This is a genomic window from uncultured Candidatus Kuenenia sp. (assembly GCF_900696675.1).
GTDB classification, from domain to species: domain Bacteria; phylum Planctomycetota; class Brocadiia; order Brocadiales; family Brocadiaceae; genus Kuenenia; species Kuenenia stuttgartiensis_A.
Map to the genome: position 1 here is coordinate 1 of NZ_CAADGZ010000011.1, position 14,160 is coordinate 14,160.

General features: G+C 41.5%; 11 protein-coding genes. All 11 read left to right on the plus strand.

The window, feature by feature from the left end; genetic code table 11:
• Positions 1–528: 528 nt before the first annotated feature.
• Entirely contained in the window at positions 529–1,272 is a 744-nt protein-coding gene (locus tag QZT26_RS03300) for a carboxypeptidase regulatory-like domain-containing protein (protein ID WP_164994500.1), read from the plus strand.
• Between the two features lie 57 nt (positions 1,273–1,329).
• Positions 1,330–3,429 carry a cytochrome ubiquinol oxidase subunit I gene (locus QZT26_RS03305; protein ID WP_099324719.1) on the plus strand — a complete coding sequence of 700 codons (2,100 nt, stop codon included), beginning with the start codon at positions 1,330–1,332 and terminating at the stop codon, positions 3,427–3,429.
• Positions 3,430–3,554: 125 nt separating this feature from the next.
• On the plus strand, positions 3,555–4,505 hold the full coding sequence (locus tag QZT26_RS03310) for a c-type cytochrome (RefSeq protein WP_099324718.1): 951 nt from the start codon (positions 3,555–3,557) through the stop codon (positions 4,503–4,505).
• Positions 4,506–4,555: 50 nt separating this feature from the next.
• Positions 4,556–5,326, plus strand: coding sequence for a cytochrome c (locus tag QZT26_RS03315; protein ID WP_099324717.1), 771 nt, complete (start codon positions 4,556–4,558; stop codon positions 5,324–5,326).
• 77 nt (positions 5,327–5,403) lie between these two features.
• Positions 5,404–7,011 carry an ethylbenzene dehydrogenase-related protein gene (locus tag QZT26_RS03320; protein ID WP_099324716.1) on the plus strand — a complete coding sequence of 536 codons (1,608 nt, stop codon included), beginning with the start codon at positions 5,404–5,406 and terminating at the stop codon, positions 7,009–7,011.
• A gap of 15 nt (positions 7,012–7,026) precedes the next feature.
• Positions 7,027–8,529: a c-type cytochrome gene (locus QZT26_RS03325; protein ID WP_295100624.1), complete on the plus strand. Its 1,503-nt coding sequence runs from the start codon at positions 7,027–7,029 to the stop codon at positions 8,527–8,529.
• A 2-nt stretch (positions 8,530–8,531) separates the two neighbouring features.
• Positions 8,532–9,098 carry a c-type cytochrome gene (locus tag QZT26_RS03330; RefSeq protein ID WP_164994503.1) on the plus strand — a complete coding sequence of 189 codons (567 nt, stop codon included), beginning with the start codon at positions 8,532–8,534 and terminating at the stop codon, positions 9,096–9,098.
• Positions 9,099–9,142: 44 nt separating this feature from the next.
• Positions 9,143–10,447: a universal stress protein gene (locus tag QZT26_RS03335; protein WP_164994504.1), complete on the plus strand. Its 1,305-nt coding sequence runs from the start codon at positions 9,143–9,145 to the stop codon at positions 10,445–10,447.
• A gap of 459 nt (positions 10,448–10,906) precedes the next feature.
• Positions 10,907–11,455: a hypothetical protein gene (locus QZT26_RS03340; protein ID WP_295100627.1), complete on the plus strand. Its 549-nt coding sequence runs from the start codon at positions 10,907–10,909 to the stop codon at positions 11,453–11,455.
• A gap of 437 nt (positions 11,456–11,892) precedes the next feature.
• The gene (locus QZT26_RS03345) at positions 11,893–12,858 is read left to right on the plus strand and encodes an ethylbenzene dehydrogenase-related protein (protein WP_164994506.1); all 966 of its coding nucleotides are present in this window, start codon (positions 11,893–11,895) and stop codon (positions 12,856–12,858) included.
• A 53-nt stretch (positions 12,859–12,911) separates the two neighbouring features.
• Positions 12,912–14,144, plus strand: coding sequence for a 4Fe-4S dicluster domain-containing protein (locus tag QZT26_RS03350; RefSeq protein ID WP_099324710.1), 1,233 nt, complete (start codon positions 12,912–12,914; stop codon positions 14,142–14,144).
• Positions 14,145–14,160 lie beyond the last annotated feature (16 nt).

The following is a 14,160-nucleotide window of genomic DNA, read 5'->3' on the forward strand; positions in this document are numbered from 1 at the left end:
TAAAGTAGTACAATAGCGCTACCACAATTGCTAAAAAACGGATATCTGTTATCGCTTTTTGCCAATCTTGGTAGTGGAAAATACTGATTTTCGCATTGCGAAAATCGTTTGCAGGATTTAGGTAATAATAAAAAGTACAAAAATTTTTTCATCGTTACGCTGAAAGGCTTGCATTGTAAAAGCGAAACGGTCATTTCATTTGTGAAACTCATTTTTTTGAGTCGTGATAGACTACCCTTCCCCTTTCGAGAAACTAAGAAATTGAAGATTCATTAGTTACACAATTTATTTTATTTTTTTATATTTTTTTTTGAAAAAGGCACGCATATTGTACGTGTGTTTTGGCTATTGCTGAAATTTCACGTGTCGGAGAATTTTTACCGGTTTGTCTGTAAGTTTCTGGTTGACAATTTAATTTTGCAAAAGTATCATATCCGACCGTTTTGATATGATTCGTATTTTGTTGTGCATTTAACAGATGGTTTCTGTTGTTAATTTTGGATATTTGGAAGTATGGAGGGTGGAGTGATGAAAAGCTTAAACATTGTTATCTTGGTAAGTGGTATTGTGCTAAGTTTGGTGAGCGTTAATCAAACGGTAATGGCAAAGGGGAAAGCGCCTGTTTATAATGTGATTGAAGTGAAAAACGGCGGGACAATTGCAGGTACGGTAAAGCTTGAGGGTGGTGTGCCTGCCGCAAAGATGTTGAAGATTGATAAAGATGAGCAGACATGTGGTCATGGGTTGAAGGCGTCAGAAGATCTGGTGATTAATTCGGGCAATATGGGCATCAAGAATGCGGTTGTGTCTTTGGACAGTATTGAGGTTGGAAAGGCATTGGATACGACTCCTGTTTCCTTGGACCAGAAAGGCTGCGTATTTGAACCACACGTTGTTGCGGTGTGTGCGGGTACCGAAGTGAATTTGCTGAACAGTGACCCCATTATGCATAATCTGCACTCATGGTCGATTAGAAACCCTGCTTTTAATGAAGGTGTTTCCGGTAATGGCAAAATGGTAAAGAAGTTTGATGTTCCTGAAATAGTGAAAATAACGTGTGATGTTCATAAGTGGATGAGTTCGTACCTTTTGGTGAAGGGGAATCCTTACTTTGCGGTTACGGATGCTGATGGTAAATTCAGGATAGACAATGTTCCTGCCGGTACGTATGAGATATCAGTATGGCAAGAGAAGCTGGGTAAGAGAAAGAGTGAGGCTGTCGTAACGGCCGGTGGGGAAGTGGTCGTAGATTTTGTGTATCAGAAAAAATAAGTGTGATGATGGGTTTTTATGGTTTGTGTAACTTACTTGTGAAAAGGCGTACCATTAATGAATAATTATAAGTTATTGTCGATAAAGCAAAAAAGCATTTTTGTACTTTTGTTGGTTATTGCATTCGGTGCGGCTCTTTCTTTTTTCCGGCAGGATATCTCGCTGCTCTCTGTTGCGCATGCTGAAGACATCGGTGTTGAATTGCCTGCGTTTGAGGGCGAGACGGATTCCGGAGCGCCGCAATCTGCGGAGGGTACTGCTGAAGGTGTGGTAGAAGGCGCGGCGCCAGCCGAAGAAGAGGGTGAGTTGGAGCCGGTTCAATACCGGTCATTCTTTGGACTGGATTCGCGTGTGGTTGTATGGATCGTGTCTGAGCTGCATCTGATGTTCGCAGCATTTGTACTTGGTGTGCCAATATTTGCGGTTATTGTCGAGATCGTTGGATTTAAAAGCGGCGATATAAAATATGATAAGATGGCGAAGGAGTTTACCAAGTTGTTGTCTGCTGCATTTGCAACAACAGCCTCGCTAGGGGGGCTGCTGGCCTTTTGTTTGTTCGGTTTATACCCTGAATTTATGAGCCATTTGACCAGTGTGTTTGCTCCAACAATGTATGTCTATTCGCTAATGTTTTTTGGCGAGGCGTTCACATTGTATGGTTACTATTATTCGTGGGATGTCCTAAAAGGGACTTCGACGAAGAAGTGGTGCCACATTGCGCTTGGCATCATGCTTAATCTCTTTGGCACAGGGCTTATGTTTATAACTAATTCATGGGCGACATATATGATGAGTCCTTCAGGTGTTAGTATGAAAACTGGCAGGCTGCTGAGTTTGTACGAAGCATTTTATAATGAGCTGTGGATGCCCGTCAATCTTCATCGTTTGATTGCGAATGTATGTTTTGGCGGTTTTGTGGTCGGTGCTTATGCCGCGGTTAAATTCTTAAATTCGAAGACCAAAGAAGAAAGGGCGCATTATGACTGGATGGGCTATGTTGGGAATTTTATAGGTATTGGAGCATTAATTCCATTGCCTTTTGCGGGATATTGGCTGGGACGTGAGGTTTATAGTGCTAGTCCTGTGATGGGCAATATTATGATGGGTGGGGCTTTTTCATGGACATTTATTATCCAGGCGATACTTATCGGCATGTTGTTTATAGGCGCTAACTATTATTTATGGCTTGGGATGGGAAGGATAAAGGGGTCAGAGAGGTACACGGGGTATATTAAATACCTTAATGTTGTTATTTTTATGTGTTTTGCAGTATGGCTTACCCCCCATAATCTACCTCTCAGCGGAGAAGAAAGGGCGATGATTGGCGAGCAGTATCATCCTTTCTCAAAATATTTTGGGGTCATGGCTGCCAAGAATGCAGTGGTAAATCTTATTATTTTGTCGACATTTTTTTCTTTTCTCATATATCGCAGAAGTAATAAGGGCGAGACAGTACGCTTTTCTGAGCAAGGCAAGGTGGGCATGATAGGTATTTTCTCTGCGCTGGGCTTTTGTTTGCTGATGCTGCTTTCTTATGCGGTTTCGTTAAGTTTTGTCGATCTGGAAGCACAAACGAAGATTTATGTGAAACCATTGGTCACAGCACTTTATATACAGTCGTTTGCTGTTTGTCTTGCTGCCTTTTTAACATTCAGGAATAAAGGCAAGCTTGCGCAATCCATGTTGTTTCTGGTGACGGCAGGCATTGCCGTGCTCTATTTTTGGTATTATGGTTTTCAGGTTATGCAGAAGGCTAATATTGTGCTACGCTATTTATCTGTGACCCAGGTTTCGATTGTGATGAGCTGTTTGATTATGAATACGGTTATTGATATTTTGGTATTCCGTAAAGCAAAAGTCGTGGGTGACATAGTTTGGGGTAAAATGCCAGTAAGGTCTCAATATGCATTGCTAATGCTATGTATAGTAATTGTCATTTTGATGGGGCTTATGGGGTTTATTCGCTCTGGCTTGCGTATGGATTGGCATGTATACGGGCTTATGCAGGATACATCTCAAGGGGCGTATACTCCGACGCTTGCTTATATGGGAAGGATTGTTGGCTTGATTGTGGCGTTATTCCTTGGCTTGGTGGCATTTGTGTTTTGGCTGGCAAACCTGGGAGATAAAAAAGTGAAAACTGAGGCCGAAGTATAGTGTTGTATAGACTGTTTATTGATTTATCATTTGACAGCCTTAGTGATTGACTCATTATGATGAATAATGATTGTGTTGATAAATTTTTAAGATCATGGTGGTAAGAAGAAGGCAAAAGAAGGCTTATGAATAAGACGATGTTAAAAATTGTTGCATTTGGAGTTGCTGTCATAGGGTTTTACATGTATATCACCGTCTATGTTACTGGTTTGTCTGGTACGGGCGGGGGGGGGACAGCAACCGGTGTTTCTGCTGAAGCCGGAGAGCAAATTTTCTGGGGCGACGGGCAGTGTAGTACATGCCACAAAATAGGTTCCAGCGGCAGTGCTACAAGAGGGCCTGATCAGGAAGGATTGGCAGAGAGGGCGGAGGAAAGGGCGAAAGAGCTTGGTTTGTCCAGTGGTTTAGAGTATTTAGTAGAATCGATAATTGACCCGGAAAAATACGTGGTGGAGGGGTTCGATAAGATTATGCCGAGGGTGTATGATCCCCCGATCATGTTGTCGCGTGAGAAAATACTTGCTGTTCTGGCCTATTTGCAATCCCTGGGGGGGGAGCCGGATTTAGATGCCATTATGAAGTTTAAGGATAAAATACCGGAAGCTTCTAAGACAAAGGTGAAGCCTTGGGTTCCACCTTTGGCAGTTACCGCGGAAGAGGGGGAACAGGTATTTTTTGATGAATCGCTTGATGTTACTTGTGGCAAATGTCATATGGTAAACGGCAAGGGTCAAAAAGTAGGGCCAGAACTCACAGGCATTGGCGCAATTCAGACTCCACAGTATTTTGTTGAGTCTATCTTGGAGCCAAGCGCTGTTATCGTAAAGGGCTATGAGACGGTCTTTGTAATAACAGCAGATGGTATCCCTTACAACGGACTAATAAAAAGCGATACTGAAGAAGAACTTACGTTGATACTGGAAGAAAGCGGTTCTGTGGAAGAGGTGGTTATTCCGAAAGATGAGATTGAAGATATGAAGAAGCAGGAAGTCTCTATTATGCCTGGAAATATAGGTGAGTTGTTAAGTGTGCGCCAGTTTTATGCAGTAATCGAATATTTGAGAAGTTTAAAGTAGGTCTTGGTTGAGATGGTTAGGGCGATGGTTAACGTTAGGAGTGTTTATTAATGGGGAATAAGCGAAGTCCGTATTTAATGTTTTGGGTTGTTGCGGCAGTCGTATTTTTATTTTTATTCTTGAAATATGTATCTCCGTGGGTTTTTCAGGTATTAATGGATAAAGGGCATCCTATGCCGACTCCAAGTACGCTGATGACATGGTACTTGATTATGGGGATTTTGGCAGGTTTGGTTTACGCTACGACAAGTAATCAGAAATTTGCCGATTTTTTAGGGTTTTTATTGCCGGGTAAAGGGGCCTTCCTTAAGATGTTTTTGCAGAAAATATTTCTTATGGCCTTTCCGCTTGTTGTAGGTTGGTTTGTTTATTCTTATTCTCTGCCTGGAGCAGCTTCACCCGTTGAATTAAGAATTCAGCACCCTACCCTGCCGCAAAAATATGAGAAGCTTGAAAATCCATTTAGAGGAAAAGATGCGGATACTCAAAGGCGATGTGTTGAGGAAGGGAAGGTGCTTTTTCAGGCGTATTGCCGCCCATGCCATGGCTCAAAGGCCGACGGCAACGGGCCGTTTGCGAATTCTTTTCGCCTGAGGCCAATTAATTTCCAGGACCCTGGTACAATTGCAACGGTGGTTGACAACTATCTTTTCTGGAGAATTAAGGAGGGAGGTCCTGGTCTCCCCTCAGAATCCACACCGTGGGACTCTGCAATGCCTGCATGGGAAGGTGATTTGGAAGATGAGCAAATGTGGAAGATTATCATGGGAGAATACGATACGGCAGGTGTGATGCCGCGGCAAAGAGAAAAAGCAGAATAAGAGAACCTTGTCTGGCGGCGTCCAGCTTTGTCGGTATTTAAAAATTTGAAATTAATGTTAATTTTAATGAAGAGCTAATGACTACAATGATAAAACTGTTTAAAAGTAAAGTAATTAATTTTAGCTTGATTGCTTTTGGTATTGTGGCTTTTTGCAAAGCGGATATGGTTGAGGCGCAAGCCTCTCACTTTTTCAGAACGTACAAACGTGAGACGCCTCAAAAATTACCGGAAGACCAGAATGCGGTAGCAGAAGGAAAAAAGGTTTACGAAAAAAGATGCTGGTATTGTCACGGTATAACCGGTACCGGCGATGGACCATCTTCCAGAACTATGTTTCCCAGACCGCGGAACTTTACCCGTAATGAGTTTAAGGTAAGGTCCACGCCATTTGGTTCTGTGCCGACGGATGAAGATCTTTTTCGTATCATAACGAGCGGTATAGAGGGAACGGCGATGCCGTTCTGGAGTACTATCAGCGAAGCGGAAAGATGGCAGGTAATTTATTATATAAAGACGTTTAATGAACAATTTAAGAAAGAAACAGCTCCTGCAGTGTTGAGTGTCGAAAGCGCAGTTGCTACCCAGGAGAGTATTGATAAAGGCCGAGAACTATTTAAACAAGTGAAATGTTTTAATTGTCACGGGGAAGAAGGGCGGGGTAATGGGCCGCTCACGGTTGCTTTGCAAACGCAGTGGGGCATGCCTTATCGTGCGAGGGATTTGACGCAATCGTGGAACTATAAAGGGGGGAGCACGGCTGGTGATATTTATCGGACGATTTCTACCGGATTTAACGAGACTCCGATGGGTTCTTATAAAGAAACGCTTAGTGATGAGGAACGGTGGAGTTTGGCCCACTATGTGGAAAGTCTGTCAAAGAAAATGGCTTCTGATGTTGTTGTAAAGGTAAAGCTTTTGGAAGAAGGTGAATTGCCTGACCATCCTGCAGATGAAGTTTGGGGATTAGCAGCGCCTCTGGAGATTCCATTAGCAGGGCAGATCGTTGCACATCCACGGTTGTGGGAGCCTGCGATCGATTCTATGATGATTCGGGGGCTATACAATGATAGAGAGATTGCTTTTCTCGTAGAATGGGATGATCGTACAAACCTGCAGGAGGATATTTTCAGGGATGCCGTTTCGTTGCAATTTCCCGTAAAAATACCCGAATCGCTAAAAAAACCTTATTTTGGAATGGGTGATTCCGGCGGGGTGGTCAACCTGTGGCAATGGAAGGCCTGTTGGAAAGAAGGTTTTGGTTCAATAGCAGAAATGCCTGCAAATGAACCAGGCGAGATCGTAGAGCTAAATGCTAAGGGATTTAAGAAAATTTCTATACAGTCGCCGGAAAATCAGGATGTCATGGGGGAAGGATTGCATGATAATGGTCGGTGGAAGGTAGTATTTAAACGGCCTTTAAAGACAGAGGACGGGAAGAAGGATATACAATTTGAGATAGGTAAGCTGATACCAATTGCCTTTGCAGTGTGGGATGGTTCTAATGGTGATGCGGGCAGTCAAAAATCGGTATCATCATGGTATTATATCTTACTTGAAAAACCAATGCCTAAAACGGTATTTGTCTATGTATTAGTTGCTGTTGTTATGGGAGCGAGTGTAGAGCTTTGGTTCCTTGCTCGATTAAGAAGGTTTCCGCCTAAGTCAGAAGAAGAGGATCAATAATATCAAGGAGCTTTTATGCAGTTAAAATTAATATCAGGATTTTGTGACAGATTAATTGTGTCGGCGATACTGTTGTGCTTTGCATTGTTTGTTGGTATTGGTATAGCTTTGGCGCAAGAAAGAAGTATTGAACCAATGTTTTTGGAAATAGATAAAAAATACCAAATACCTGAAGGATGGTCTATTCTTCCGTTTGAACTTGAGGATCCATATAAAAGAGTAAAAAACGGGCCTATACTTGCTAATGTTACGCATAAGGCAAACATTGAATGGATATCCAGATGGATCGCCAACCCAAAGGAGGTCATATCAAATGCAAAGATGCCTGACCTGGGTCTTGAGTTTGACGAGATTAAAGCGGTGATTGTTTATTTGGGGAGCATTGCAGATGATGGGCTTTCAAAGGTTAAATGGGATGAATATTTGTTAAAACGCGAAGACGATATGACAGACGAAGAATATGATAAAATGGACCAAATATTTCAGATGGGAAAAGGGGTTTGGGGTCGTGCGCGTTGTACCATTTGTCATCCGGTTAAAGGTCTTGGTGGAAACGTTGGCGTCGGGCCTGATTTAGGAAGTATTGTTACAAAGGTTAACAGGGATTGGTTGTATGACTGGCTTGCAAATACAAAGATGCATTTTCCTGATACACTGATGGCGCAGTTCAGATTTTCAGATGAAGAAATACGAGGACTGGTTGAGTATGTTATGCGTGACACTCAGTTTATGCCTGAAGAGGAATACGAAGACGAAGGTGAAGACGGACAGGATGGTGGCACTCCGAAAACTATCGAAGAAACAAAGTTTTTGACTAATGCTGAATACAGTACAATTAAAGGTGACAGCGCCCTTATATCAAAAGGAAAAGAGGTTGTTGAAAGATCGCGTTGTTTCGTTTGTCACGATATAAAAGGCTTGAGTGAGTTAATGCCGGTTGTTGAGAGAAATAGGGAAAAACTTGAAGGATTTGAGAAGGTTTTGTATGAAATTAGATGTTTAACCTGCCACACCATTCAGAAAAAAGGGGGTACTTATGCTCCCAATCTTACAGAAGCTGGAACAAAGATGAAAATGGATTGGGAAAATGAATTTTTAAAGGCACCTGATATTATACGGCCTCTGAGCCAGCAGATGCCAAAATTTAACTTGACGGGAGAAGATGCCACTTTTGCTACTGAATTTATGGAAAAATATCTTACAAACAAGAAGCTTCCTTCGGGAATTTTTGACAATGAAAAGCCATCTCAGGAGGTAGTTGAGGCAGGGAAGAACTTGTTTTACGATAAAGGGTGCAATGCCTGTCACGCAGAAGGAACTAAGGGTGGCGGTGTTGTAGGGCCAAATCTGGGCACCGTTGGCGATCGGTTGCAGCCTGCATATATGTTTCATCACTTGAAAAATCCGATATTGGTGAATCCGAGGGCAATAGAACCTAATTATGGTTTATCTGATCAGGAAATCAAGTCGTTGGTTGGATTCTTGATTGATCACGTCAAGGGAAAAGAGGGAAATTAACAATGAATCGTTTTTTGTTTTTAAAAGGGAGAGTTTTTATCATTCCGGTGTTTGTTTTATTTTTGACGGGTGGTGCCTGTTTTGCGAAGGAATTGATAACCTCTGCAAGGGAAACAGAGTTTTTGATTTCGGCAAAAGCTTCATTTGAGTATTATTGTTCGCCGTGTCACGGAAAAAACGGCGATGGTCGGGGTACCTTTTATACGATAGACTTGAACCCTAAACCAAGAAATTTTACGGATGCAGCGTACATGGCGACGAGGCCGGAATCGGATTTAATCAAATCAATTACTAATGGAACGGTTTCCATTGGAAAATCCAATCTTTGTCCGCCGTGGGGAAATGTCTTTACCGAAAACAGAATTAAAGAACTGGCAGGTTTTATTAAGGGGCTTTCTGTTGAAAAAACAATAAAAATTGCTGCAGCCGAGAAAGAATCTGTTGTTGAGGGAGGAAAGACCGCTGATTTGAAAACTGCATTTCGATGGTTATTTATTGCGGTAATCACTGTGGCTTTGGCTGGTGGCGCAATCAGTGAGTGGAAGAAGTTGAAAAGCGAATCTGTTTAAATCGCAGAGAATTTTTTTTAATTTGTATTTAAAGAAATAGAGTTATGTATAAAAAGATATTAATACCGATAGATAATTCAATATACTCTGATTATTGTATCGATATAGGCATTGCGATCTCGTTAAAATACGGCTCACTTCTGGCAGGTTGCCATGTTTATGACGCGTCATTGCACCAGAGGCGCTTTCGTGACATGGAGGAAGGATTGCCGGAAAAGTACCAGGATGAAAAAGAGTTGCAAAGACAGCGCGAATTACATACGTCACTAATTAACCAGGGTTTGAAGATGATTTCAGAGTCGTACCTTGATGTCTTCAAGAAGAAATGCAGAAGCGCAAATGTTGAACATGAAGACATTTTGCTGGAAGGTAAAAATTATTGTGAAATAATCAAGGAAGCAAGACGTGGTGGTTATGATTTGGTAATCATAGGGGCACTAGGTCTTGCTTCTGTCAATGAAAATCTTATTGGAAGTGTTTGCGAACGTGTTGTAAGGCGCTTAAAAACAGATGTTCTAGTGGTAAAGAAAAGAGAGTTGGGGGAGCGTCTTGTTGTTGCGGTCGATGGTAGTATGCAATCGTTAGAAGGGATTAAGTCGGCAGTTTCTTTTTCAAGGTCATTTCATTTAAAGATCGATGCGATATCGATATACGATCCTCATTATCACCGTGTGGCATTTGAAAGTATAGCAAAAGTACTTTCTGAAGAAGCCGGAAAAATTTTCAGATTTAAGGAACAGGAAACTCTTCATGAGGAAATAATAGATAAAGGACTTGCTAAGATTTATCAAAGCCATCTTGATAACGCATGTTGTATCGCAAAAAAAGAGGGCGTAGCAATATCTTCCATCTTATTGGACGGAAAACCATTTGACCAGGTGTTGCGGTACTTGAAAAAAGGACAGCCTTCGCTGCTGGTTGTAGGAAAAACAGGGATTCATAATACAAATGGCTTAGACATCGGTAGTACAGCCGAAAACTTGCTAAGACTTGCACCGTGCAATATTATGTTAACCGGAGGCAACATAGCATCAGTTGCAGATCCCACAGTACGTTCTGTTGAGGTATCGGAAAAAACTGTTGGCGATGCAAAGGATCGTACACTGAAAACTGTTTTGGCCGGTTTGGGGGGGGATGAGGAAAAAGATTCTTCCACGGAATGCCTGCCTTTAATTTGGACGAATGTGGCGCGTGAACAAACCGAACGTATTCCTTCTTTTATCAGGGGCATAGTGAGGAAAAGAATAGAGAAATATGCCAATGAGAAAGGCTATAAGGAAATTACGGAAGAAATAGTGAATGAGGTAAAATCTCGATATATGGGAAAAGATTTATCCCATTCACACTAATTTTTCTGGTATAACCTCGTACAGCCGCAGTTGATTTCCCTCCATAACGATAGATAAACATTTCACATGTTGCTCCTTTAAGTTCTGCTCAGGCAATGCGTTACTAACGTTTTTTGATACAGATGCCGATAGGCTAAAATACGCCCTAATATTTAATTGTGAAATCTGAAATACAAAATACGAAATATGAAAGCGACATTCGTTTGCATTTTTGAATTATAGATTTCAAAATAGAAATACTATGATACGGTGTCCATTTATTGACAGTATAAAAAAGGGTAGTTTTGTAATGTTGTATAATAGCGTAATTAAATGAGTAACAATTTGTTTTTATTTGTTGTCAAGCGAACATCTTTTAAAGGGAATGAAGTTTGCGCAATTCTAGCTTTGGTTTAAGGAAAGGTTTTTTTGCGCAAAGTTCTCTGTTAGTGAAAATTACGAAGAAAGGTGTGGGATTTTATGGGTATGATAAAAATGAAATATGTTGTTTTTGGCATGTTAGCATTAATTATGTTAGGTATTGGGAATAGCATGTTTACTTACAAGGCTATGGGTTCAAGCGGAAAAGCGGCTGAACATGAAGGGGTTATTGAGCCAACGCAGGAGTTGATGAAGGATATTGAAAAACGTCTGACTAATATGTTATCGGGTATTCTGGAAAATAATTTGAAATATGTGGCAAATGAGGCTGGCGCTGTAGTAGATCAAAGTTACAAAATAAGTGAGTTCTTCTTTCCGTTTGATCCTAAAAAGAACGAATGGTTTGAACGCGCGGGTATTGACCCTAAAGACGCCGGAAAAATAACAAAACTTAGAGAGGAATTTGCTTTGTTCCAAAGTGGAATAGTCTATAAAGCATTGAATGTGAGAAAGATGGCAATGGAGGGGAGTCAGGAGGAAACGTTAAAGGCTTTTGCTGACCTTATAGAAAAAACATGTTTTGCTTGTCATAAAAAAAACAGGGATTGGCTATTTGATCAGCCAGGCAGCCATGGTCCTGGTAGGTAGTTGGGATGCGTCTGTAATAAAACATTTCCTTGATTTGAGTTGTAAGAATGTATTATGCTAACAAAAACAGGTATATACCACTTACACTAGCGCCCTCAAATTGGTTGCATTGTTGTTAAGTGTTGCATTAAATATTTCAGACAAGAAATGTCCTGGATAGTAAAAGGACTCTAATAGGAAAAACGGCGTGCACACTTTTGTCTTCTTGTGAGTAAAGAATTCGTCGATTTTTCTCTAAAAACCAAAAAATTAGAAATATAATGGAATAAAACTTACAAATTTTGCACTGTCTGAGTATTTTTTTGGGTAGTGTTTCGGGAAGGAGGTTGGTAAGAAGGAAAGTAAGTATTCATAATTTTAAGGGAGTCAATTTTAAATTATGGCATTCATTTTGTGGAAAATTCTAATTGTCTGTAAAAATTTAAGGGAGGAGAGGGATGAAAAAGTTTTATCGCTTATTGGGTAGTAGTATAGCCCTCCTGGGATGTTTGTTTTTGAGCGTTGCGCTATGTATCGCGGAGGAAGCGGAAGGGGTAAAAGGCGTGGCGGAAGAAGAGCTTGCGCCGGCAAAAGAAGTTTTGAAGGTGAAATATATGCAAATTGATGTCCCCGCGCATATCACCGTTGGTGCTTTGGAAGGTGCGTTTAAAAATGCCGAAGGGGTGCAGGTTAAATTACAAAAGCAAGATAAGGCGTTTCCCAACGGAGGGGGTTCGGTGAATTCTGCAGAGATAAAGGCTGTTCACGATGGAATTACGATTTATTTCCAGGTGATATGGGACGATGCCACCGATAATAAACAGGCTATCGCAACTCAAGAGTTTAGAGATGGGGCTGCACTAATGTTTCCCTTGGGGAAGGTAGCGATAAGTCCGGAAGAGCCATTCAGTCCTCGAATGGGCGATAGGCAAAAGCCTGTAAATTTGTGGCATTGGAAGGCTGACTGGGAAGCAGATTTGCTAGCTACTGGTGGCATAGAGGAATGTCCGGCGAGATATCCGAACATGCACGATGATTTCAGTACTAATCCGCACAGTGTGAATTATCATAAAGGAGTGATACAGAGTGCTGCTGAATTGGCAGGCGGGTATGCTGCTCATAATTTGCTTTCTTTGCCTCGGGGTAGAGCCGTTGAGGATTTAAATGCTGAAGGTTTTGGTACATTAACGTCACAGGATCATCAGGACGTAGATGGGTGCAGTGAATTTGAAAACAATAAATGGACTGTGGTGTTTTACCGTTCGTTAAATACGGGAGATCCTCTGGATGTTCAGTTTGTGCCAGGGGAAAGCACTTATTTCAATATGGCAGTATGGAATGGTGACAAAGAAGATAGAAACGGACAGAAGAATATTTCTATACAATGGCATCCGCTGGCGTTGGAAAGAATTGCATGGCAATAAATAAATTTTAAAAATGTTAGATTTGTGTTGTTGATCGAAAGGAGAGTTAGAAGATGACACTTGTACATAACTGGCATTTAGGGAGACGTATGGAGTATCCCTATTTTGAATCCAGGCCGAAACATCAATTTGCTGCCGTGTTTAATATTAACAGGTGTATTGCATGTCAAACATGCACCATGGCATGTAAAAGTACCTGGACTTTTAATAAAGGGCAGGAGTTCATGTGGTGGAATAACGTCGAGACAAAACCTTATGGTGGATTTCCGCAATCATGGGATGTTAAGACGCTCAAGTTGATTGATAGTCCTGATAACATTTGGTACACGGATGATAAAGACAAAGAGACCTCGCAATATGGTACAGGAGCGCCTTATGGCACCTATGAGGGGGATACCATTTTCGAGGTGGCAAAAAAGAAGAATATTAACCAGTGGGCAGTGGGGTATATTCCGGAAGACAAGGAGTGGCGGTCGCCGAATTTTGGAGAAGATACAGCGAAGAGCAGCAATCAGCCGGGAGAATATTCAACGTTGCCGGAGCATAGCCGCTGGTTTTTTTACCTTCAGAGGATATGTAATCATTGTACTTATCCCGGATGTTTGGCGGCCTGTCCCAGAAAGGCTATTTACAAAAGAAAAGAAGATGGGATTGTGCTGATAGACCAAAAACGGTGCCGTGGCTACAGGAAGTGTGTGGAGCAGTGTCCTTATAAGAAGCCGATGTATAGGGGTTTGACCAGGGTTAGTGAAAAGTGTATTGCCTGTTATCCGAGAATTGAGGGTCGTGATTCACTGACGGACGGACGTCCGATGGAAACGAGATGTATGTCTGCTTGTGTTGGGCAAATACGTTTACAGGGATTCCTTGACGACAACCCGAAAAATCCGATTACATGGTTAATAAGACATCAAAAGATAGCACTGCCACTGTATCCACAGTTTGGCACGGAACCTAACATTTATTATATTCCTCCAAGATGGGCTCCAAGGGCATATTTAAGACAGATGTTTGGGCCAGGTGTGGATGAGGCAATTGAAAAGTTTATGGTGCCTTCAAGGGAATTGCTAGCGGTAATGTCATTGTTCAGGATGACTCAGACAATTGTGTATGAATATAAGATCGAAGAAGGCCCGAAGGTGTTTGAGACGGAGATCCACGGTAAAAAATTTACGATGTATAATGACACGGTAATTGGATTTGGCGAAGATGGCAAGGAAGTGGTACGAACTACGGTGGAAGAACCGATACACATTAGACCCGATAAGCATTATAACTCGATTTAATTTTGAGGTATTTTAT

Bases quoted from the DNA above. Each gene is read 5' to 3' on its own strand.
- QZT26_RS03300 (WP_164994500.1), top strand. From the start codon at position 529: ATGAAAAGCTTAAACATTGTTATCTTGGTAAGTGGTATTGTGCTAAGT.
- QZT26_RS03305 (WP_099324719.1), top strand. From the start codon at position 1,330: ATGAATAATTATAAGTTATTGTCGATAAAGCAAAAAAGCATTTTTGTA.
- QZT26_RS03310 (WP_099324718.1), top strand. From the start codon at position 3,555: ATGAATAAGACGATGTTAAAAATTGTTGCATTTGGAGTTGCTGTCATA.
- QZT26_RS03315 (WP_099324717.1), top strand. From the start codon at position 4,556: ATGGGGAATAAGCGAAGTCCGTATTTAATGTTTTGGGTTGTTGCGGCA.
- QZT26_RS03320 (WP_099324716.1), top strand. From the start codon at position 5,404: ATGACTACAATGATAAAACTGTTTAAAAGTAAAGTAATTAATTTTAGC.
- QZT26_RS03325 (WP_295100624.1), top strand. From the start codon at position 7,027: ATGCAGTTAAAATTAATATCAGGATTTTGTGACAGATTAATTGTGTCG.
- QZT26_RS03330 (WP_164994503.1), top strand. From the start codon at position 8,532: ATGAATCGTTTTTTGTTTTTAAAAGGGAGAGTTTTTATCATTCCGGTG.
- QZT26_RS03335 (WP_164994504.1), top strand. From the start codon at position 9,143: ATGTATAAAAAGATATTAATACCGATAGATAATTCAATATACTCTGAT.
- QZT26_RS03340 (WP_295100627.1), top strand. From the start codon at position 10,907: ATGGGTATGATAAAAATGAAATATGTTGTTTTTGGCATGTTAGCATTA.
- QZT26_RS03345 (WP_164994506.1), top strand. From the start codon at position 11,893: ATGAAAAAGTTTTATCGCTTATTGGGTAGTAGTATAGCCCTCCTGGGA.
- QZT26_RS03350 (WP_099324710.1), top strand. From the start codon at position 12,912: ATGACACTTGTACATAACTGGCATTTAGGGAGACGTATGGAGTATCCC.